We start from the raw sequence: 19,134 nt of genomic DNA on the forward strand, positions 1-19,134 counted from the left end.
ACTTCACTGGAATAAGGTATTTTATCGTTTAGTTCGATAAGATTTAATGTGAGAAGATATTACTATAGCGGTGACCTATCAATTATCTTCTTAGTAATTTCGGTAATAACCGGTTTTGTAGGCTCGCTTTTCATGTTATTCATTTCTCCCTTCCTAGTCGGTAGGTTCATTGCCCTAGGGCTTTTTGTAGACGATATTATATCAGCACTCTTTATGACGAGGACTGAATTAAGAAGAGCAGCTATGATAATTTTGTTAGGTGCTGTTGTGTCTACGGTCTTATACTCTATACTTGATCTAGATAGTAATCCGTACCTGCTCGTTCTATTAGTATTTCCGGCTCTCGGCGTTATCATAAGTTCCACACAAAGTGTGTTAAAAGGAGCCATAGTTCTAAGCGCAATAACAGTACTTTTCTCTTTTGCAGAATTCCTCGCATTTTTAGTGAACATTTTTGGACTTTCGATAATTAACTATACAGTCTTTCCTCTAACTTGGAGTGGGCTGTTCATTTTAGCTAGTCTACATCCTCTTCGAGAGAAAAGCTACATAGGCCACCCAAAAATCGGAAATAAGAAGAAGAGTGGAAGTAAGAAGGGAAGTACGAAGCCAAGGATACTAAAGACTATAACTTTTGTAATAAACCCTCCAGATGCCCAAGTCATTGTTAACATTAACAATAAACCCCACTTGGTTAAAGGTAGCATTAAGATTAATTCGGACTCCCCCGTAAAGTGGTATGTAGAAAACGTTAAACTTCCTAACGGTGTTCTCCTAATTCCCGAGATAAGGGAAGGTATTGCAAATCCCTCAGACGTGGTAAAAATCAATATGATCCCCATAGACCTAAAGAACTGGGATCCCAACTATTGGGTAAACAAAAACCTTTACAACTACAAGGTACTCGATGTAGTGGGGACCGGTGGAAACTCTTATGTATTAAAAGCAGAATTGAATGGAAAATATTACGCTATAAAGATACCTAAAATGTCTGATCAGACTTTTACTTCGTATTCCCCACTTTCCTCCTTTTTAGACTTTGCGGCTGAAGCGTCTAACTTGATAAATTTGAGCAAAGACGATAGGTTGGTAAAACTTTATGCAATTAACGTAGATTCAAACGTTGTTGAAAATATTGAAAAAGGTGACGTGGAAGCTTACCTTAACTCTCCCCCCATGATCGTTATGGAGTACTTAGAGGGAGGTACTTTGATGGACTTAATGAAAAACCCCAACTTATTTAACAGCAGGTACTGGAAATATATTGTTTACGTTATAATAAAAGAGGCAATTTTAGCCTTAAACTATATTCACTCTCAAGGTTACGTCCATCTGGATATTAAGCCGCAAAACATTTTCTTTTCTAGAAAATTAAATGGAGGAGGTGAACAAGTTTATAATCTACTTAAGAGTTCAAAAGGAGTGATTAAACTAGGAGACTTGGGTAGTGCGGTGAGAGTAGGTGGAAAGATCAAACAGATCACCGTGGAATATGCCCCACCAGAACAGCTTGAGTTCTCGATTGGGGGAATTGGCGCAGATCCCCGAATAGATGTGTTCTCTTTAGGAATGACCATGTATGTGGCATTAACTGGATATAATAATAGACCTGATATAAAAGTCCTGAGCGATGCAGTAGACCTATATAATCAAGGAAAAATAAGGGAGGCATTAACATATGTTCATAACGCAAAAAGATTGTTGTCATATAACTGGATAAATATAAACGCAGAACCCGATGTTCAGGCGATTTTAAGGAGGGCATTATCACCAGACCCTCTAAATAGACCTTCATTAGACGAGTTTGTCTCCGTGTTGATTAGGTATATAGTTTAAATCGAGTTTAAATTATCATCACAGTAGATTATACTTTCATAATTAAAATTATATATTAAGTATATTTTATAAAATTTTAAACTAATGTTATACTATGTTAAAAGGAAATTACAATTCAATTGCGGATATTTTAAGAGTATTAGACACCAAGGAAGTCAACAGATTTTATTGGATTATAACGATATTGGTAGCTATAGGAGGATATTCTCAGCTTTAGATATTATTGCATTAGTATTTGTAATAATGTTCGTTCCTGAGACTAAGGAAATGTCTCCCGAGGAGGTAGTTAGAATGTTCGAAATATTGCCGTTAAGTAAGATGAGGCGCGGAAAGGAGATAGTAATGGGAGAGAATAAGCAGGTAAAGGCTAAGTGATCTTCTAGCTGAGTTGGGACAGAAGACCTAGTATAAATATAAAGGTAATACTACTCCAATAGACCACGTTTTGAAATGAGTTGTTTTTATATTCTCCCATAATTCTTGGATTATTTGCAAGAATTCCCATAACTAAGGCGGGACCTAGAAGGATTATTACGAAAAGTGAGAGCAAGTTTAATACTACATTTCCTAACATATCTTTTGGGACTAGTAAAGTTACTAATAGTGCCGGAACACTTTCTATCAAGTATAACTTATATGACTTATTTCTAGGAATTCCAAGGGCTTCTGCAGTACCCCATGCACTCCCTAGAGATATTACGACTAAAGCTAGAAAACCGGCTCCCAGTAAGCCTAACCCGAAGAAATAAGGGGAATAAGACCCTGCTATCGAGGAAAACACCCTAGCTAAGTCGCTAGGTGAATAAATGTTCGTAGAATCGGGTATCCCAGTTGAAGCCATTTCAACCATTACCATTAAGAACTCCGTAATTACGCTACCGATAATCGTCTCTATTCTCATAAACTTAAGCGCAAGTTTCCTCTCAAAACCTTCCAATGAAGCCAACTTTTCTGCAGTGGCTGAAGCTTGAAAGAACAACATGAACGGCATTATTACTGCCCCTGCGTTAGCAGCCAGAAAAAAGAAATAGTTTGGAGTAGGTTCGAAATAAAAGATAGAGCATGATGGTTCTACTCCTCTGACGGCTAGTGTTAAAGCAAAACCTAATATTAGTGTAGTGGATATGGCTATTAGGATTTTTTCCGTCACTATATATTTTCTCTTTATGATAATCAACAAGTGAAGGATAAATGCTATAGGAATACCTATAATTAGTGGTACTCCTAGCATAGACATACCTATACCTATCCCTATATATTCTACAATATACGTGATTATGTCCGTTAAAAACATGGGTAATGCTATGAATATTGAAATCTTTTTATTGTAGTTCTCTCTTACCAGTTCACCTAAGCCTTTCCCAGTAGCTATGCCTATTCTTCCAGAGACCTCCTGAATTATGAAAAGAGGTACGGAAAGCAAAAGGAGGAACCATACAAATTTATAACCGTAGGATATTCCAGTCTCTACAGCGCCAATAGTACTACTTGCGTCCATGTCAGCCATCATCACCAACCAAGCTGGTCCGAAGAACTTCAGGAAGTTTATAAAATTACGACTTGTCGTAATTGATTTACGACCCATCGTAAGTAAATTAATTCTAGGAATAAAAAGTTTTGTCGATATGTTAAACAACTAGTCTAAAAAGAGTTACAAGGGTTAGAAGATGAACCAAGAATATAGAAGTGAAAAAGAGATATTTATCTAGATTCAATATAAATTCAAATCCCAGCTTCCTTCTTTAACTGATTTAACTTCTCTATGTCTGCTAATATATCTTTTAATTTGTCTGATAATTCAGGCATTGATTTCATCTGATCTACTAACTGTAGTAGTTGATCCCAAACCTCTTTCATGAAGACTTGAGGATAGTATCTGTGTAACGTCATTATCGACAATACTACACTAAGTTTCCTGGCTATCCCCTTCTGGCTTAATAATGCTTCGTTCTCGGCCAGAAGAGTATTAAGATTGTCTATCAAATCCATAATGTAGGGTATCATGTCGTTAAATTGCCTCTCCCCAGGCTTCATGAGTTCCTCTGACATTTCGTATCACAAATTGATTTTATTAAAAAAGATTTAAATTATTTTCCATTTAACATTGACTTTAATGCTTCTGGTGAGAGTATCTTTTAGAGGACACCTCCTCTCTGATTCATCTAAGACTTTCTGTAATAATTCCTTATTTTCGGCACTAACTTCTATTTCGTAATTTATCTCCAAGAAGCCCGGAGGAATATTAGGATCTCCTTGAAAGCCTTTAGGATCTAAAGTTCCTTCTATATACCCCTTTAAACTATTGAGCTTTAGGTTTTTCTCCCTTGCTATATAGTATACTGTTAACATTAAACAAGATAATGCTGATGATAGCAATATCTCCTCAGGCGTTGGATAATCTGAGCCTAAAAGCCCTATTTTCAGCTCTGTGTTATCGCTGGTAATTTTCACGTGGTCTCCTTCTAGCTCCCCTTCAGCTGTAAAGGTCATCATGATAGGATCCCCAAGTCCTTAAGTATAGCAAGGTCGATCGAGTAGTCCAAGTACATTTGAGTTTTTTCCTCAGGGGTTAAGGTTCTGCCGAGTGCTTCTTCCTGCTTCTCGATTTCTTGTGTTATTACGATGCTTATATTTACCTCAAGGGGCGGTTTATTGACCTTAAATGTATAGTAAATATTTACCAAGAGTTCGTACATTCTTTTTGACATATATAACACGTAATCATCAATTACAGGGATTAGCCTCCCTTCTTCCTCAATCATCTTTCCACGGAAGTAAGGTCTCCATGTTAGCATAGATTTTTTCACTGTTTCCCAAGAAGGGGGAAACCCCTTGTATTCGGAAGAATCAGGTACCTCTACTACCTTGTAAGTCTTTTCTCCTATGTCTATCTCTCCAACGATCTCTAATTCAAGATTTCCAACTTTTACTTTCATAGGAGTAAAATTTTTTTCTTTTTTAATATAATTTATGATTGATGGCTATGATGGTTACGCAAGAAAAGGTTGAAGAAGAAAATCCTGCAATGGAGTGTTATAAACCGGAGGCTATGTGGAAATACATTACAGTAGAGGAGTGTTTTAGGGCTCATGGTGTGAACCCACAGAGGGCTAAATGATGTTAGTAAAAGACATAATGACTACTTCGGTAGTCAAGGTTTCGAAGGATACGACTACTGAAAAAGCTCTTCAAATAATGCTTGAAAATAACATAAGGAGGTTACTGGTTGACGAGGACGGAATAATAACAATTAGGGATTTAATATATAGCTGGAAAGATCTAAAGACCCCCGTTGAAAAAATAATGTCAAGAGACCTCCTTTTTATTACACCTACTTCTCCAATAAAAGAGGCTTGCAGGATAGTTACGTCCGAAGGTGTAGGCTCGTTAGTAGTTGGAGATGGTGCTAGAATAGTGGGAATAGTCACTGAGAGGGATCTAATCAGGCATTGTAAAGTTGAGTCTAACGCAAAAGTGGGGGACATAATGAATGTCGACCCAGTAATCGCTACACCAGATAGTGAGTTATCGGAGATAGTAGAGGTCATGAAATCCTACTGGAAGAGACACGCTGTAGTAGTGGACGGTAAAAAGCCCGTAGGAGTGATCTCCGCTAAGGATATAGCTAGGGCATTACTAGCCAAGAAAACATTGAAGGGAGTGAAAGCTTACGATTTTATGTCAATAACCGTTTACAAAGTTACTCCCGACTCTAGTGCGGAAACAGCAAGGCTCTTAATGGCTGAAAAAAACATAGGCTTCTTACCAGTTGTAGATCCCGTTTCTCTCTTGGGAAGTCTAAGTGAAAGAGAATTATTAGCCGTTATGTCAATTTAATTTTTAATCTTTTTTAATCATATTACTTCTTGGACTTCAGGTTTCCTAATTAGTTCCTCCATTGCGTTTATCAGGTCGTCGCTTGTAAACCCGAAAATTGCTGGTTTTTTCTCCTCAAACATTTTCCTTATTACCTCTTGATATTTGGTCACTTCCACACCCTTGAGCTTATCCTCTAACTCCTCAATGAACCCTTTAGGTGACATGACGAAGAAATCTCCAGATATCGATATTTCATCTATCTTCTTGTTCACTATTTTTACTGTTAACCTGATCAGTTTCCTTGCCTTATAGTCTACGTGACAGAGAGCTACAGTGTTGTTTATCTTAACACACCTTTCGGTCTTAAGCTCTGGATGTCTATTGTCCTTGTAGTATATCCACTCCTCGTTCATCTTTTCTCTTGCAAGTTTTTCCCATAACTGTATTTCCTCAGGTGTCAAAGTAGCGTCTTCGAATTTTATGTTAAGCCATTTTTCGAACTCCTCTTTTAACCTCTTATTTATCTCATCCCTTGGAGGAATATAACCGATTTCCTTCTCTACACTAGTCAGCCATTCGCTCATTTCCTTTGCCATCTTATCCCTGAATTTCTCTGAAGGTACTTTTACGCACTTGCTGATCAGGTCTACATCGAGGTGTAGCAATATATTGCCAGTGACTACTACCGCCTTATCGTAAGTCATAGCACCGTTCCCGCTTATCTTTTTTCCATTTACAACAATATCCTGATCTTTTAACTCAGCCTTTATACCATAAGACCTTAATACGTTCACTACGGGTGTTAGATATTTTTCGTAGAGAGCTTTTGGCGTACTCGGTGCTTCTTCAGCTCTCACTACTACAAAGTAGTCGTGTTCACCGGGTGTTATTACTACTGTGCCTCCTCCAAGGTCTCTCCTTATTACTGGTATTCCCATCTTCTTAGTGAACTCAAGGTTAACTTCTAACCATACTTCCTGATGAACTCCAACATTTACGAAGGGTTTATCGGCATAAAAAACAAGGAGTGTATCTTTTCCTCCCCTAGAGACGTAATCAGCTACCGAGACAAAGGACGTAACCATGTGGTAGCCGTCTTGGGGAGGTAATACTATGAACCTCCAACTCATTTCACAGCCTCTTGCACTGCAATTTTTCGGAGTTTATCAACTCAGTTAGTTTGCTTACAGCAGCAGAGCCAGTAACTAACTGTTTTAACTCCTCGGGATTATTTATCCTCATCTTAACTAGCCAACCTTTGCCGTAAGGATCTTGATTAACGATCACTGGATTCTTCTCAACTTCTTGGTTTACGTCTATGATCTCTCCGGATACTGGAGCTGGTACTGGACCGGCCCACTTTCCGCTCTCCATAGTAGCAACTGGTTTACCTTTTTCAATTTTGGTGCCCTTCTTCTTTAGCCTGACTTTCACTACTTTTCCTGCCATGGTCTGGGCAAGGTCGGTTATACCTACAACAATTGTGTCTGTTCCTTCTTGTTTAGCCCAAACGGTGTTTTTTCCTTCAATATAATAAAGTAGGTTCTCAGGTATCTCACAGTTCGAAACATTTGCCATTTAAGACCCTCTTTATTATCTTTCGTGGAAATAATAAAAATGTTTTGCTTTAGATAAAGGAAAAGTAATTTAAGTCAAAAATTGATAAAAATTATCTTTATCTCACGACTCTATTGGTCTCAGCTTCAAATAATTTAGACACTTCTTGTAATTTCTTGAATTTCTTTTCGTCGTATTTTCCCTTGATCTTGATTATCCAAGCTTCATATGGCTTCTCGTTTAATAGAGCAGGGTTTTTTACAACAGATTCGTTAACTTCAACTATCTCTCCCTCAACCGGAAGCCTGAACTTACCTACCCATTTTGCGGACTCTAACGTGAACACTACTGTTCTTGGATTAACCTTTTCTCCTTTACTCCTTGTAGACACTTCGAATATCTTACCCGCCATATATTGTCCTAGAGACGTTATACCTACCGTAATCACGTCACCTTCCGCTTTAATCCACACATGTTCCTCTGGGTAATAAAGTAGGTCTTCGGGGAACTCAAAACCGTTTATATTCATACCAAAATAAAAACAAAAATATTAACTTATTAACTTTCATTAATACAAGTTATGAACTTCGTCATATGGCTTGACGGGGTAGTTCTCAAAGTCGACTTGACAGATGTCTTGTATCGCAAGTATAAGGGAGAAAAAATAGAAGGGTTAGAGGTTACTACGGAAGTTTTCCCCGACTGGTATCCCTTTTTAGAGAAGTTGAGGCAAAAAGTTAGTAATGATAAAATAGTATTTCTTTCCCCTTACGACAAAGAGACGACTAAGAAGGTTATGGAAAGTCTAGCCATTGCTAACTTTAGCTATGTAAGTAACGACGACGGAATAACTAAACCGAGCAAGATCCCCTATAAGGCATTGTTTAATATGACAAGATGGGATCCGATGGAGACGATGACGATAGGTTCATCACCCCTAGACCTTTTATCGGCTAGGTTCTTCGACTCAAGGATAAAAGTGGCTTGTGTTAAAAGATTCCAAGACTGTTCAAGATATAGCCCTTATATAATGGCTGATAGTTTAGAAAAGTTATATGAGATTCTAATGAGGTTAAGAAAGCTATGATAGATAAACCGTAGGGTCTTTTATCCTGAGTATCTTAAAAGCCTCTATCCTCTTCCTGCATTGACTACATTGTCCGCAGTGGTATTTGTGTCCTAAGAGGCAGGAGTAAGTTAGTTGTGGATCTAAGCCCGACTGAATCCCTATTTTCAATAGTAACCACTTAGGGAAACCGGCGAAAGGGGTAGAGAGCTTTACGCCGAGAATTTCAGCTAATTCTTTAAGCTTTTTAATCACGTAAAATCTTTCTCTTTCGAATTCACAGTCTTCTTTTACTGTACCGAGTATTACCTCCTCATATCCCCTTTCTTTTGCTAGTGTCAATGCTATTGGAATTATGACAAGGTTTCTGTGAACTATGGGCTCATGGGGTTTAAGCCAGAGTCCCTCTACGAAAGGTCTCCTTACGTGTTTTATGTTTATTTTTATTAACTTCTTGTCCAGTTTTCTACAAATCTCTTTACTGGCTTTTAATTGCATTCTCGCCGATTTCTGCCCGTAGTTGAATATTATACAATCAAAATCTATACCTTTTTTAGAAAGGTAAAAGGCTACGGAGGAAGAGTCTAAGCCTCCGCTCATTAACAGTAATGATTTTCCCATATGTTTTAAATAAGCCCATGAGAAATTAAACATATGTCGCTTGAGAATGAAGCGAAAAAATTAGCTGCAACTTATGCAAGGTGGTTGAGAAAGCCTGAAGACGCTCTCTTTGGAAAGCAGGGAAGGGGTGTCGTAATGATCATTTATGAGAAATTAAAGAGTGCAAAAACTGTTGACGAGATAAGATCGATGCTGGATCTTCGTCAATACGAAAGCATGATGGACAAAGCCACTTATAACGATTTACAGAGGTTCATAAATGATCTTTTGACTAAAATCTCAGGAATGCAAGACGAGCAAGCTAGAAATTTTGTTGTAGAAGTCTTCAGATATTTCCAGATCTCTCTATACACTAAGATTGAGGATATTAATAGAGGGATTTGGGGTTAACTTTGGTTTTTTTGATAAAATTTAAATATATCTATTAATAGATATTAAATTATGGAAGTAGAAAGTGAGAAAGTAGTATTACCGTCGGGCAAAGAAGTAAAGTTACTTGACGCTTTATCATTCTGTTACGACATATCTGACACTGAGTACAAAGTACTCCAAGCTGTAATCGAAAAGAAGACAGCTACAGAGGATGAATTAGTAGAGTCGTTGAAGTTGTCTAAAGCATCTATTAATAGAAGCCTAAACAAGCTTGTATCGCTTGGATTTATTATCAGGGAAAAAATGCAGTCCTCTAAAGGCGGTAGACCAAAATACGTCTATAAGGCTGTTGAGACGCAGCAGCTAGTAGAGCATATCAGGGAAGATTTCAAAAAATGTTCGCAAATGTTTATAAATATTTTGCCTAAGGTTCTACTTTCTTCTCTTGGCACTTGAATATAAATTTTTCAGGGCTACTTCTAAACGCTAGCAAACACATTTCCGTGTCGAAATAGTATGCTATCTCATTATAGGTCTCTTTATAAGGAGAGCATTCGGCCTCAAACAGTCGGTTACAAACCGGACAAATTACTTTCATGGGGTTTAGTTAGTTCGACAATATTTTTAAGTTTTTAACTCAATCTTACAAACTATGGAGATAATAGACGCTACTTCAGCTGAATGCCCCGAACCTTTCATGAAAACCGTGGCTAAGCTAATGGGGATGAAAGAAGGTGCAGTAAAAGTAATGTTTAAAGATCCAAAATGCGTGGACATGATAACCGAAGCCGTTAAGTTAATGGATTGTAAGATTGTGGAGAACACCAATAAGGATGGAGTATATACGATGGTCATTGAGAAGTCTAGTAGTAGTAAAGAATTAAAGGACGTTAAAGTCGGAGGTTGCTAAAGGTTTACAATTCTTTTCACTTTAGAACAACATAAATAGCCGTTTTTTCTATTTGAAGAAATATTTAAATAAATTAAAAAAGTTATTTTCCTAAGCATGGATTCTTTTAGGTTCATCGTGGAGAGAGGACCGCAAGACCTAATACTCGCTGGCGAAGAGGCGTTATTAGAGTCAGTAAGTAATGGTGCCCCCCCAATACTGCGCTTCGTTATATTCGACCCCACAGCCGTGCTTATAGGCTATCACCAGGCGGTAGAGCAAGAAGTAAATATTGATGAGGTGAAAAAAAGAGGTTGGGACATAGGAAGAAGACCTACCGGTGGAGGAGCTATAATAATGGGAAAAGACCAACTGGGCTGGGAGATTTATGCTGACGGTTCGCTATTAGGAGGTTCCCCAGAAAATGCGATAAAGAAAGGCGCTGAAGGAGTAATAAAAACACTTCAGAAGTTAGCGATTGACGCAAATTTCAGGCCTAAGAATGACGTAGAAGTCAAGGGGAAAAAGATATCTGGGATAGGTGCATTCTCAATAGGTAAATATATTGCAGTGACAGGGACGATACTCTTAGACTTCGACGCTGAAGCTCTTGTATCTACGTTAAGGCTTACTTCCGAGAAACTGAAAGACAAGCTAGCTAAGGATTTCAAAGAAAGACTAACGTGGATATCAAAGGAACTGGGACGTAGTATCGAAATGAGCGAGTTAATAAGTATAGCAAAGGATAGCTTCTCCGAAGCGTTAGGAGTAAAGTTGGTGGAAGGTCAGTATACTGAGGAAGAGAAGAAGTTAATTTCACAGTTCAGGTTGAAGTATTCTTCTCCGGATTGGATATATAACCTCAGAAAACCCCTAAGTGGGGATGTGAAGTTTATAGAGAGAAAGTTCCCAGGTGGGCTAGTCAGGTTACAAGTCAAGCTTGCAGGTGAGTCGATAATTGAAAGTGTTTTACTAACCGGAGACTTCTTCGTAGAACCCAGAAGGGCAATCTACGATCTAGAGTCCAGACTTAAGTGGAGTAGAGTGGATGAACTTGAGGAGAATATCAGGGAGTGGTATAAGGATGTAAAGATTATCGGAATAAGCGAAAACGACCTCGTCTCCTTATTTAACGAGGTGTTGAAAAAGTGAGACCCCTATTCTTATATGCACCTGCGCTGAAGAAATATGAAACCGAGTATATGTCCTCTGAGCAGGGGTGGAGGATAGTCTCTATAACTGGAAACGCTTGTGCGTTTGACTGCAAACACTGTAATAAAAGGATCCTCGAGAGCATGGAGGACGCATCTTCGCCTCTCAAGCTCGAAATGCAAATCAAAAAATCGTTAAGTGAAGGGCACAAGGGGCTTATACTCTCAGGAGGTTCTACTAGTAGGGGAGAAGTCCCCATCTGGAAGTTCTCTTCCGTGCTTCAGAAGTACAAAGATAAAATGACTTTTATTGCCCATACTGGAGTCGTAAAAAGCGAAGAAATAGCTCTAAAGTTTAAGGAGGCAGGAGTTAAAATAGCTTTACTTGATATGGTCGCTGATGACGATACTATAAAGGATACACTTGGTCAACCTTTTACGGTTGACGATTACTTGAATTCGTTTAGGTATCTGAAAAAAGCAGGACTAATGGTAGTCCCTCATATCATCGTAGGCTTAAGTAAAAAGGGGGTCGAAAACGAGCTAAACGCTCTGGATATGTTAAAGTCCGTAAACCCAGACGCTGTTATAGTCGTCGGGCTCATGCCTCTTTCCTCATCTTTCTCTTTACGACAGCCCGAGCCCGACGAAATGATTCGAGTTATGAAGAAGGCAAGAGATAACTTCTCCATTCCGGTCATGCTCGGGTGTGCAAGACCCAGAGGTAGGAGGTATTTGGAGGTGGAAAAATTTGCAGTAGATTACGAGTTGGACGGAATAGCCTTCCCAGAGGAGGAGACTATAAATTATGCGTTAAGTAAAAGACAAGTTATTTTTAATAATACATGTTGTGCGAATGTAGTTTTCGATATTTTGGGGGTGGTATGATATGTTAAGAATGGTAAGTAGTCCAGATTGGGTAAGGCTAAGTTTCGGAGCAGATATGGTATTAGGTTTTAGTCCAGGTGTTTTTTTACACAATGCTCTAAACACAACAATAAACCTCTTGCAGTATTATCCAGATGGCTGTAAGGCTAACTGTGCCTACTGTGGACAAGCTAGAGAAGTATCTCAAGGTCCTGAATGCAAAACACTGATAAGAGTCGAATGGCCTTTAAGGAAACTAGATGACGTTATAAAGAAGATAAAGGAGAGACAAGGTGATCCTAGGTTCGGATTACAGAGGATATGTGTAGGGCAGTTAGCCCACCCTAAGGCAGCGCAAGACTCAATAGAGATCACGAGGAGAATTAGAGAGGCCGGAATAGAGCTGTCAATATCAGAATTAGTAACCCCTACCTACACGTTCAAACACCACATGGAGGAGATGAGGAAGGCAGGAGGGGATATGATAGATGTAGCAATCGACGCTGCAAGCAAGAGAGTTTTTGACATGACCAGAGGGAAGGAAGTCAGAAGTATGCATAGTTGGGATAGGTATCTTAAGGGTATTGATGAGGCTGTAGAAGTATTCGGTAAAGGAAATGCAGGGATACATCTGATAATAGGATTAGGTGAGACTGAAAAGGAAGCTGTTGATATAATGTGGTATGCTCATCAAAGAGGGGCAAAGATTACATTATTCGCCTTTTACCCAGAACAAAATACGTTAATGGAGAAGAGAAAACCCGTACCAGTGAACGTGTATAGAAGGATACAGCTTGCAAGATGGCTTATCGAAAACGATCTCGTAACGTATTCCGACTTTGTATTCGACGAAAACGAGAGGTTGATAGATATCAATATACCTTCCGACTTGAGTATTGACGATATAGCACCAGCCTTCATGACTTCAGGTTGTCCAGGCTGTAATAGACCTTATTCTAATGAGAGACCCACGATGGAGTTCAGAAACATTCCTTGGTATCCGTCAAGAGAAATGGCAATTAAAGCTTTAAGGCAGTCTAAGCTAGACAACGTAATAAAAGCGCTAGAACAAAAGTAGAATGTACATAAAAAGGGGTTCTTTAATCAGTTTTTTCTCAAGCGGTTTCCCTTCTCACGTTAGGGGTAAAGCTATAGACTTAAGTTCACCGGATCAAAGAACTTTTTTCTCACCGTTCAATGGAAAGCTCCTTAGAGCCGAAAAATTCTTTATAGGGAGACCTAACAAATACGTTAAGTCCAATTACGATTATATGCTCACTTTCTTGATTAAGGATAAGAAGATTAAGGTATTACACGTAGAGCCGATAATAAATGAGGGAGAGGAAGTTAAGGAAGGACAAGTAATAGGGTATTTTGTTAACTCCCCTTACACTGGAGGAGACTTTTTACACGCCCATATAGAGGGAGTAACATTTAAGTTCCGCAAGGTGTCCGATTACAAAGAGTCGAGACGCGGAAAAGTCGTTTTAGTTACTGAGAATTATTTCGATGTGGAGGTAGAAGATTACGCGTCAGCGGGTAATCTCCACGGTGTGGGTTGTTGTGGAGGACTACTTAACACCAGCTACCCGTATGCTTGTTACGGGGGGATTATAGGCGGTTTTAATGGTCAACTCTCCTTTTTCAGTATAAATTTAGGCAGACCCGTTAACTTTAGGAAAAAGAATGTAGTTCTCTTTGAAGGAAAGAGGGGGTTAATCAAAACGTGGGAACAAAAGGCATCGTTTAAGATCCTAGCTAATCAACCTGTCTGTGGTAAAGCGTTTTTTGAAGCTGTGCTATCCTACGGTGGAAAACCGAGGATAAGGTTTTTTAGAAAATATAACGGAGATTTAGGGGATAGAATTGACCTCGGAGAAATTATTAGGTATTATATGGGATGATAGGTTCAGGGACATATCGTTTTCTCACCACATGATAAGGGATATTTCTAAAGAGAGAATTAGGAGGTTCATAGAAATAGCGAGAAGAAAACTCCAGTTCGTAGAAATTAAACCTGAGTTAGCTACCTTAGACGATCTCCTCGAGATACACTCGAAGGATTACATCAATAGGCTTAAAGAAGTCAGTGCTTTGCCATATTCTGGATATTTGGATGGAGGGGACACTATTCATTACCCTGGTATATTTGAGGACGTATTACTTGTGCTTGGTGTCTCGAAGACTGCGTTAAAGTTTTCCTCATATATAGATTTTATTTACGTCCCACTCGGCGGTTTCCATCACGCTACGTACTCCAGACCAATGGGTTTCTGTCCTATAAACGACGTAGCTTATCTTGTTTTTCAACTACTTAAAAGAAAGGAAAAAGTGGCAATAATAGACGTTGATGCCCACCACGGTAATGGGCTTCAGGAGTATTTGTATGATAAGCCCGTGTTGAAACTAAACATCTTTGCCTACGACGGCAAGTTTTTCCCCGGCACTGGAAGGGTTGAGGAGAGGGGAGAGGGAGAGGGAAAGGGGCTTAATTATAATTTTCCGTTACCTCTTAGATCGGGAGACGATGTATTTAAAATAGCGTTGAGAATTCTCGACATAGTTGAGGAATATGACCCGTCTTATATTGTTGTGATCTCTGGGGTAGACGGTCATAAGGATGACGGGCTTAAGTCACTGGAGTTGACGTGTAATTCGTATAACCTTTTGGGCTTGAAGGTGAGAAGGTTGGCTAAAAGTGCTAAAGTTATTGGATATGGTGGAGGGGGATATGGGAAGATGTCCTCCGAATGTATGGTGAGTTTCCTAGTCGGTCTCAGTGGTAAGAAAGAAGAGCTAGAAACTCCTACAATCTCGGATATAGAGAATATAAAAAAAGCTAAAGAGACTTTATCTCTCCTCTTATCCTTCCCTCAGCACTTTACCTAAATCTTCAGCCAGTTTCAACATTGCACCTAAAGCGTAACTTGTGTCCTTGTTACCTAAGGCACCTACTAATCCGAACGTTCCTACAGGCTTCACATTTGGTAAGTCTTGCACCCACATCTTCATTGCTATGCCCATCTTCTGCATTAAAGCTACCATAGCGTCTACGAATTGCGGATCACCGAACACCTCAAATAACTTCATCATCTTATCGATAACTCCTGCCTTCTGTAACTCAGCCATCCTTTCAAGCAACGATAACATTGAGGTGAAATCGACTTGAGTGAGTAGTTTTACAGTTTTTTCGCTCGTTAATTGTTTCATAACTGGGGATAGGGCTATTAGAGCATTAAGTGTTGCATCAATATCAATAGTCTCTAATAGTTTGAGGGTCTTATCACCCGTTAGTTTTTGTAATAATGGGATCGATCTCTCGGCTACTGTGAGTAGTGCGTCAACATCGAGTGATTGTAGGAGGGATAGAGCTTTATCACTTGTTAGTTTTTCTACCATTGGCCATAGTGCTTGTATTTTTGTTATTTGGTCCATTCCGAATGAGATGAGTGCGTTAATTAAGTCAGCCTTCTGTACAGCATCAAGCAAGTCTATTGACTGCTGAAGCAAGTTTAATAGCATATCTAACTGGCCTTTCTTCTGCATGTCATTGAGGATCGTTGTCGTTTTCATGAGTACTGGCATCAGGCTTTCAGTAGTCTGGAGTAAGGCGTCTATGTCCATACTTTGTAGTACTTTTAGTGCCTTGTCACTTGTCATTTTTTGCACTAGTGGTAGGAGTTTTTCTGTAGCGTCAAGTAGTGAGTCTACGTCTAGTGATTGTAGTACTTTTAGTGCCTTGTCACTTGTCATTTTTTGCATTAGTGGCATTAGTTTTTCTGTTGCGTCGAGTAGTGCGTCAACATCGAGTGATTGTAGGAGGGATAGAGCTTTATCACTTGTTAGTTTTTCTACCATTGGCCATAGTGCTTGTATTTTTGTTATTTGGTCCATTCCGAATGAGATGAGTGCGTTAATTAAGTCAGCCTTCTGTACAGCATCAACTATAGAAACAGCTTGGTCAAGTAATCCCATCATTAAGTCCAACTGACCCTGTTTATCCATTTCAGTTAATTTAGTAGTCACTTTTTCAAGTGCAGGTAAAGCGTCTATTAACTTAGAGAGCTTTTGTATATTCTCAGGGTTAGTGAGTTTTTCGAGAGGGTCTTCGAATGTCTGAGCCACTTTTATCTCCTCTTAACTTTATTATAGTTTGTATTTTATATACTTTAATATGACAAAGTATGCAGTTATAACGACAAACTTGGTAACCAGAATCCCTGAACTGAGGCAAGCCCTAGCAGGTAAGAAGATCGTTATCACAACTCTCACGTTCTCTAAAGCACTTAAAATGGGGGTAAACCCATCTAATCTTCTTGATAACGATGTGTGGATAAGGGCTTACTCCCATAAACCCATCAAAATTTCAGGTCTAGATGAAGCAGATTCGGAATCAGTCTTGGTAGCACAAGAGCTATCTGCTGAATTGTTTACAGACAACGAGAATGTGGAAAAAATAGCTAGGAAGATGGGGATTGTTGTTTTTCGCTACCCTTGACTAGCATCTTAAGAATTATATGAGGAGGGAACCCACCTGGTATCTCTACGTTCTCGTTAAGAACGATCTTCGGAACGTTTAACACTCTGTATTTTTTACCTAGTTCTTCATACTCCGTAACGTCTATTATCTCTAAGCTGACACTTTCATTTACTATAGGTATCTGATACAATAGTTCAGCAGCTATAGGACATTTCGTACAATCAGGTGTTACGAAAAGCTTTATGTTACCCCTTACTTTTACTGCTTCTGCCTTTTCCTTTTCATCAAGCTGCACTGCATTGTTTGCAACTCTGATTAGTGAGTTAAGAAAGGGCCACAACTCGTTAGCTGTGGGAATCCCGTAGTAAGTGAAGAAGAGTCTGTTGTTTTTTAAAACTTTTATGTAAGGCTTATCACAACTATCCTTTTCTATTATATTATTGCCTTCAGTGAGCTTGTCTACCACTTCGTCCGCTTTACATTGCTCAATGGTAAGCCCTTTTATGAACTTGGAGTACTGGGAGATAATTGGGTCATAACTCATAAGAAATACCTCAAGCTCTCTATACCCTCTAAAGCCTTAATTAATTTCTGTTCTAATTCTTGCACGTTTGAGAACCTTCTTTTTATCAATACCATGTTATTGTTAAGCTCGTAAGTAACTGGCTCTCCTAAGCTTTGTGTTATTCTTGCAGCCCTAGCGTATCTTATGCCCATTTCTACTAAATCATCAAGACTTTCTTTACCGGTAGGTAAAGGGATGGGTAATACTATTTCGTTTGATGCCTTATCTATATAAAACGAGTATCCTTCCATCTTTATTACGAGCTTATTTTCAGCCTCCTCTAGCTCAAATCCCCTTTTCTTAACGTAATCGGCTAATGACATACAAATTATCTTTACTCTATGAATTATAAAATTTGGCTAAGTCGGTTAATTCCACAATTTTAGAAATTTTAGTTTAATTCGTTAGTTCTATTTAATTAAAAATTAAATAGTATATATTTAACCAAAGAAATCATTTTAAAATGTTTAAATAACAATAACTATTTACCAATTTATTTGTAAAATTTCAAATTTACTATATATTACAAAGCTTGATATAATAACGTTGTTATTTTACCATCTAGTAAGACAGATAAGTCACAAATCTAGATCACTTATAGTTGTCTACGTCCAAATCGAACTCGTTCCTAGCTGCGTTTAGTACGACCTCACTTAGGGATGGGTGAGCAAATATCGAGAAAGCTAGGTCCCTAATTGTTAATCTCTTCCTAACTGCTAATGCTAACAAGTTAACTAACTCCTCGGCAGAATCTCCTATAACTTCTGAGTAAACTACTGTTCCGTTCTTGTCTATTCCTATAGCGGAGAACCCCTCCCTAAAACCTCTAATTATGGCTCTCGTATTTGCAGCATAAGGAAATTTCACGAACTTTTCAACCTTTCTTTTATCACCCACAACCCCTATTTGAGGATCAGTGTAAATCACTTGTGGCGTCCCCTCGTAATCCATTTCTTCACAAGACCCCAGAATATTTAGGGAAGCTACTAAGGCTTCCATATATGCTAAGTGGGCAACCCTATTCTCCTTATCAATTACGTCACCGATAGCGTAGATACCTTTAAGTGAGGTCTCTAATCTTCTGTTTACAATAATCCCGTTTCTCGTAGTCTCAATTCCTATTTTTTGTGTACCCTTAGGTATTGAGGGCATCCTTCCAGTAGCGTATACTATTATCTCTCCTTCATATTCACCTTTGTCTGTGATCACCTTACCGTCCTTAATTTTCTTCGGTGTAACACCCTCCAGAACGTTGACGCCGTCAAAATCCAATCCGTTCATTAAAACGCGTCTTGTTTCCTCTTCAATTTCCTTGAGGACTTTGCTTCTAGATAAAAGTGTTACTGAAGAGCCAAGTTTTGCGAATATCTGGGCTATCTCGGTTCCTGCTACGCCCCCTCCTATAACAACCATAGAAGAGGGGACTCTACTCAATCTTACGGCTTCATCCTCGCTTATTGCGTTCTCAATCCCCTCAATCGAGGGAGTATTAGGTTTCGAACCGGATGCAATAATTATATTACGAGCCGATATTTTTTCACTGTTCACACTTAGCTCGTTCTTACCCAGTATCTCCGCCTCTCCTCTTATAATCTCTCCACCAGAAGACTTAATTAATCCTTCTCCTGCGCTCCGTAAGTATTCTATGATTTCATCCCTCTTACGGAAAAAAGTGGATCCGTCTAATGAAACTGAAATAGTAATTCCCTTATAATCTCCGATCTCCTTGAGTCTAGAATATAAAAAAGATAACTCAGATAAAAAAATACTAGGCACACAGCCGTAATTTACGCATGTACCTCCTATGTTCTCCTTCTCTATTACAGCTACCCTTTTCCCCCTTCTCCCGAGCAGTACTCCGGCAGCATACCCTGCAGTTCCACCACCTATTATCGCGACATCAAAATCCAT

General features: G+C 38.9%; 26 protein-coding genes. 14 read left to right on the top strand and 12 right to left on the bottom strand.

The window, feature by feature from the left end; translation table 11 throughout:
* Positions 1–48 precede the first annotated feature (48 nt).
* A complete protein-coding gene (locus tag WIW89_RS03425) occupies positions 49–1,836 on the top strand; it encodes a serine/threonine-protein kinase (RefSeq protein ID WP_337719756.1) in 1,788 nt (595 codons plus the stop codon).
* Positions 1,837–1,920: 84 nt separating this feature from the next.
* On the top strand, positions 1,921–2,211 hold the full coding sequence (locus tag WIW89_RS03430) for a hypothetical protein (protein ID WP_337719757.1): 291 nt from the start codon (positions 1,921–1,923) through the stop codon (positions 2,209–2,211).
* 4 nt (positions 2,212–2,215) lie between these two features.
* Here WIW89_RS03430 and WIW89_RS03435 read toward each other — a convergent pair whose 3' ends face one another.
* The 4 genes from WIW89_RS03435 to WIW89_RS03450 all read right to left on the bottom strand — a co-directional run bounded on the left by WIW89_RS03435 (position 2,216) and on the right by WIW89_RS03450 (position 4,772).
* A complete protein-coding gene (locus WIW89_RS03435; protein ID WP_337719758.1) occupies positions 2,216–3,421 on the bottom strand; it encodes an NRAMP family divalent metal transporter in 1,206 nt (401 codons plus the stop codon).
* Between the two features lie 137 nt (positions 3,422–3,558).
* Entirely contained in the window at positions 3,559–3,885 is a 327-nt protein-coding gene (locus tag WIW89_RS03440; protein ID WP_337719759.1) for a hypothetical protein, read from the bottom strand.
* A 33-nt stretch (positions 3,886–3,918) separates the two neighbouring features.
* Positions 3,919–4,329 carry an OsmC family protein gene (locus WIW89_RS03445; protein ID WP_337708710.1) on the bottom strand — a complete coding sequence of 137 codons (411 nt, stop codon included), beginning with the start codon at positions 4,327–4,329 and terminating at the stop codon, positions 3,919–3,921.
* On the bottom strand, positions 4,326–4,772 hold the full coding sequence (locus WIW89_RS03450; protein WP_337719760.1) for a hypothetical protein: 447 nt from the start codon (positions 4,770–4,772) through the stop codon (positions 4,326–4,328). The genes WIW89_RS03445 and WIW89_RS03450 overlap by 4 nt, the downstream gene beginning before the upstream one ends.
* Before the next feature lie 41 nt (positions 4,773–4,813).
* On the opposite strand from WIW89_RS03450, the gene WIW89_RS03455 reads away from it, so the two are divergent.
* Entirely contained in the window at positions 4,814–4,954 is a 141-nt protein-coding gene (locus WIW89_RS03455) for a hypothetical protein (RefSeq protein ID WP_337702329.1), read from the top strand.
* A complete protein-coding gene (locus WIW89_RS03460) occupies positions 4,954–5,673 on the top strand; it encodes a CBS domain-containing protein (protein WP_337719761.1) in 720 nt (239 codons plus the stop codon). The genes WIW89_RS03455 and WIW89_RS03460 overlap by 1 nt, the downstream gene beginning before the upstream one ends.
* 17 nt (positions 5,674–5,690) lie before the next feature.
* Here WIW89_RS03460 and WIW89_RS03465 read toward each other — a convergent pair whose 3' ends face one another.
* The 3 genes from WIW89_RS03465 to WIW89_RS03475 form a co-directional block, all read right to left on the bottom strand.
* Positions 5,691–6,785: a lipoate--protein ligase gene (locus tag WIW89_RS03465; RefSeq protein WP_337719762.1), complete on the bottom strand. Its 1,095-nt coding sequence runs from the start codon at positions 6,783–6,785 to the stop codon at positions 5,691–5,693.
* Between the two features lies 1 nt (position 6,786).
* Positions 6,787–7,233: a glycine cleavage system protein H gene (locus WIW89_RS03470; protein ID WP_337719763.1), complete on the bottom strand. Its 447-nt coding sequence runs from the start codon at positions 7,231–7,233 to the stop codon at positions 6,787–6,789.
* Positions 7,234–7,330: 97 nt separating this feature from the next.
* The gene (locus tag WIW89_RS03475; RefSeq protein ID WP_337719764.1) at positions 7,331–7,741 is read right to left on the bottom strand and encodes a glycine cleavage system protein H; all 411 of its coding nucleotides are present in this window, start codon (positions 7,739–7,741) and stop codon (positions 7,331–7,333) included.
* Between the two features lie 51 nt (positions 7,742–7,792).
* Here WIW89_RS03475 and WIW89_RS03480 point away from each other — a divergent pair, with 51 nt between their 5' ends.
* Positions 7,793–8,299, top strand: coding sequence for an HAD family hydrolase (locus WIW89_RS03480; protein WP_337708694.1), 507 nt, complete (start codon positions 7,793–7,795; stop codon positions 8,297–8,299).
* Here WIW89_RS03480 and WIW89_RS03485 read toward each other — a convergent pair.
* Complete coding sequence (locus WIW89_RS03485; RefSeq protein ID WP_337719765.1) at positions 8,294–8,899, bottom strand: 7-cyano-7-deazaguanine synthase; 606 nt, start codon at positions 8,897–8,899, stop codon at positions 8,294–8,296. The genes WIW89_RS03480 and WIW89_RS03485 overlap by 6 nt on opposite strands.
* Before the next feature lie 33 nt (positions 8,900–8,932).
* On the opposite strand from WIW89_RS03485, the gene WIW89_RS03490 reads away from it, so the two are divergent.
* The 8 genes from WIW89_RS03490 (at position 8,933) to WIW89_RS03525 (ending at position 15,067) form a co-directional block, all read left to right on the top strand.
* Positions 8,933–9,289 (top strand): hypothetical protein, encoded by a 357-nt coding sequence (locus tag WIW89_RS03490; protein WP_337719766.1) that lies wholly within the window; start codon positions 8,933–8,935, stop codon positions 9,287–9,289.
* 51 nt (positions 9,290–9,340) lie between these two features.
* Positions 9,341–9,727, top strand: a complete 387-nt coding sequence (gene lrs14 / locus WIW89_RS03495; protein ID WP_337702313.1) for an HTH-type transcriptional regulator Lrs14 — start codon at positions 9,341–9,343, stop codon at positions 9,725–9,727.
* A 196-nt stretch (positions 9,728–9,923) separates the two neighbouring features.
* Positions 9,924–10,181, top strand: a complete 258-nt coding sequence (locus WIW89_RS03500) for a sulfurtransferase TusA family protein (protein ID WP_337719767.1) — start codon at positions 9,924–9,926, stop codon at positions 10,179–10,181.
* Between the two features lie 96 nt (positions 10,182–10,277).
* Positions 10,278–11,312 (top strand): lipoate--protein ligase family protein, encoded by a 1,035-nt coding sequence (locus WIW89_RS03505; RefSeq protein WP_337719768.1) that lies wholly within the window; start codon positions 10,278–10,280, stop codon positions 11,310–11,312.
* Positions 11,309–12,199, top strand: a complete 891-nt coding sequence (locus WIW89_RS03510; RefSeq protein ID WP_337719769.1) for a radical SAM protein — start codon at positions 11,309–11,311, stop codon at positions 12,197–12,199. Before WIW89_RS03505 ends, WIW89_RS03510 begins: the two co-directional genes overlap by 4 nt.
* Position 12,200: 1 nt before the next feature.
* Positions 12,201–13,256 carry a radical SAM protein gene (locus tag WIW89_RS03515; RefSeq protein WP_337719770.1) on the top strand — a complete coding sequence of 352 codons (1,056 nt, stop codon included), beginning with the start codon at positions 12,201–12,203 and terminating at the stop codon, positions 13,254–13,256.
* 1 nt (position 13,257) lies between these two features.
* Positions 13,258–14,082, top strand: coding sequence for a hypothetical protein (locus tag WIW89_RS03520; protein WP_337708681.1), 825 nt, complete (start codon positions 13,258–13,260; stop codon positions 14,080–14,082).
* Complete coding sequence (locus WIW89_RS03525; RefSeq protein WP_443296288.1) at positions 14,039–15,067, top strand: histone deacetylase family protein; 1,029 nt, start codon at positions 14,039–14,041, stop codon at positions 15,065–15,067. Before WIW89_RS03520 ends, WIW89_RS03525 begins: the two co-directional genes overlap by 44 nt.
* On the opposite strand, the gene WIW89_RS03530 is transcribed toward WIW89_RS03525, so the two are convergent.
* A complete protein-coding gene (locus WIW89_RS03530; protein WP_337719771.1) occupies positions 15,041–16,303 on the bottom strand; it encodes a DUF1641 domain-containing protein in 1,263 nt (420 codons plus the stop codon). The genes WIW89_RS03525 and WIW89_RS03530 overlap by 27 nt on opposite strands.
* Positions 16,304–16,352: 49 nt before the next feature.
* Here WIW89_RS03530 and WIW89_RS03535 point away from each other — a divergent pair, with 49 nt between their 5' ends.
* Positions 16,353–16,676 (top strand): hypothetical protein, encoded by a 324-nt coding sequence (locus WIW89_RS03535; protein ID WP_337702298.1) that lies wholly within the window; start codon positions 16,353–16,355, stop codon positions 16,674–16,676.
* Here the strand turns inward: WIW89_RS03535 and WIW89_RS03540 are convergent.
* The 3 genes from WIW89_RS03540 to WIW89_RS03550 all read right to left on the bottom strand — a co-directional run bounded on the left by WIW89_RS03540 (position 16,639) and on the right by WIW89_RS03550 (position 19,134).
* A complete protein-coding gene (locus WIW89_RS03540; RefSeq protein ID WP_337719772.1) occupies positions 16,639–17,202 on the bottom strand; it encodes a thioredoxin family protein in 564 nt (187 codons plus the stop codon). The two genes, WIW89_RS03535 and WIW89_RS03540, sit on opposite strands and share 38 nt — an antisense overlap.
* Entirely contained in the window at positions 17,199–17,546 is a 348-nt protein-coding gene (locus tag WIW89_RS03545) for a hypothetical protein (protein ID WP_337719773.1), read from the bottom strand. The genes WIW89_RS03540 and WIW89_RS03545 overlap by 4 nt, the downstream gene beginning before the upstream one ends.
* A 268-nt stretch (positions 17,547–17,814) precedes the next feature.
* Positions 17,815–19,134: a dihydrolipoyl dehydrogenase family protein gene (locus WIW89_RS03550; RefSeq protein WP_337719774.1), complete on the bottom strand. Its 1,320-nt coding sequence runs from the start codon at positions 19,132–19,134 to the stop codon at positions 17,815–17,817.

This window comes from Stygiolobus sp. CP850M, assembly GCF_037389425.1.
In the GTDB taxonomy this organism is placed as follows: Archaea; Thermoproteota; Thermoprotei_A; order Sulfolobales; family Sulfolobaceae; genus Stygiolobus.

Bases quoted from the DNA above. Each gene is read 5' to 3' on its own strand.
- WIW89_RS03450 (WP_337719760.1), bottom strand. From the start codon at position 4,772: ATGAAAGTAAAAGTTGGAAATCTTGAATTAGAGATCGTTGGAGAGATA.
- WIW89_RS03460 (WP_337719761.1), top strand. From the start codon at position 4,954: ATGTTAGTAAAAGACATAATGACTACTTCGGTAGTCAAGGTTTCGAAG.
- WIW89_RS03485 (WP_337719765.1), bottom strand. From the start codon at position 8,899: ATGGGAAAATCATTACTGTTAATGAGCGGAGGCTTAGACTCTTCCTCC.
- WIW89_RS03520 (WP_337708681.1), top strand. From the start codon at position 13,258: ATGTACATAAAAAGGGGTTCTTTAATCAGTTTTTTCTCAAGCGGTTTC.
- WIW89_RS03435 (WP_337719758.1), bottom strand. From the start codon at position 3,421: ATGGGTCGTAAATCAATTACGACAAGTCGTAATTTTATAAACTTCCTG.
- WIW89_RS03545 (WP_337719773.1), bottom strand. From the start codon at position 17,546: ATGTCATTAGCCGATTACGTTAAGAAAAGGGGATTTGAGCTAGAGGAG.
- WIW89_RS03550 (WP_337719774.1), bottom strand. From the start codon at position 19,134: ATGGATTTTGATGTCGCGATAATAGGTGGTGGAACTGCAGGGTATGCT.
- WIW89_RS03540 (WP_337719772.1), bottom strand. From the start codon at position 17,202: ATGAGTTATGACCCAATTATCTCCCAGTACTCCAAGTTCATAAAAGGG.
- WIW89_RS03500 (WP_337719767.1), top strand. From the start codon at position 9,924: ATGGAGATAATAGACGCTACTTCAGCTGAATGCCCCGAACCTTTCATG.
- WIW89_RS03440 (WP_337719759.1), bottom strand. From the start codon at position 3,885: ATGTCAGAGGAACTCATGAAGCCTGGGGAGAGGCAATTTAACGACATG.
- WIW89_RS03430 (WP_337719757.1), top strand. From the start codon at position 1,921: ATGTTATACTATGTTAAAAGGAAATTACAATTCAATTGCGGATATTTT.
- lrs14 (WP_337702313.1), top strand. From the start codon at position 9,341: ATGGAAGTAGAAAGTGAGAAAGTAGTATTACCGTCGGGCAAAGAAGTA.
- WIW89_RS03490 (WP_337719766.1), top strand. From the start codon at position 8,933: ATGTCGCTTGAGAATGAAGCGAAAAAATTAGCTGCAACTTATGCAAGG.
- WIW89_RS03480 (WP_337708694.1), top strand. From the start codon at position 7,793: ATGAACTTCGTCATATGGCTTGACGGGGTAGTTCTCAAAGTCGACTTG.
- WIW89_RS03470 (WP_337719763.1), bottom strand. From the start codon at position 7,233: ATGGCAAATGTTTCGAACTGTGAGATACCTGAGAACCTACTTTATTAT.
- WIW89_RS03505 (WP_337719768.1), top strand. From the start codon at position 10,278: ATGGATTCTTTTAGGTTCATCGTGGAGAGAGGACCGCAAGACCTAATA.
- WIW89_RS03445 (WP_337708710.1), bottom strand. From the start codon at position 4,329: ATGATGACCTTTACAGCTGAAGGGGAGCTAGAAGGAGACCACGTGAAA.
- WIW89_RS03475 (WP_337719764.1), bottom strand. From the start codon at position 7,741: ATGAATATAAACGGTTTTGAGTTCCCCGAAGACCTACTTTATTACCCA.
- WIW89_RS03455 (WP_337702329.1), top strand. From the start codon at position 4,814: ATGGCTATGATGGTTACGCAAGAAAAGGTTGAAGAAGAAAATCCTGCA.
- WIW89_RS03465 (WP_337719762.1), bottom strand. From the start codon at position 6,785: ATGAGTTGGAGGTTCATAGTATTACCTCCCCAAGACGGCTACCACATG.
- WIW89_RS03515 (WP_337719770.1), top strand. From the start codon at position 12,201: ATGTTAAGAATGGTAAGTAGTCCAGATTGGGTAAGGCTAAGTTTCGGA.
- WIW89_RS03535 (WP_337702298.1), top strand. From the start codon at position 16,353: ATGACAAAGTATGCAGTTATAACGACAAACTTGGTAACCAGAATCCCT.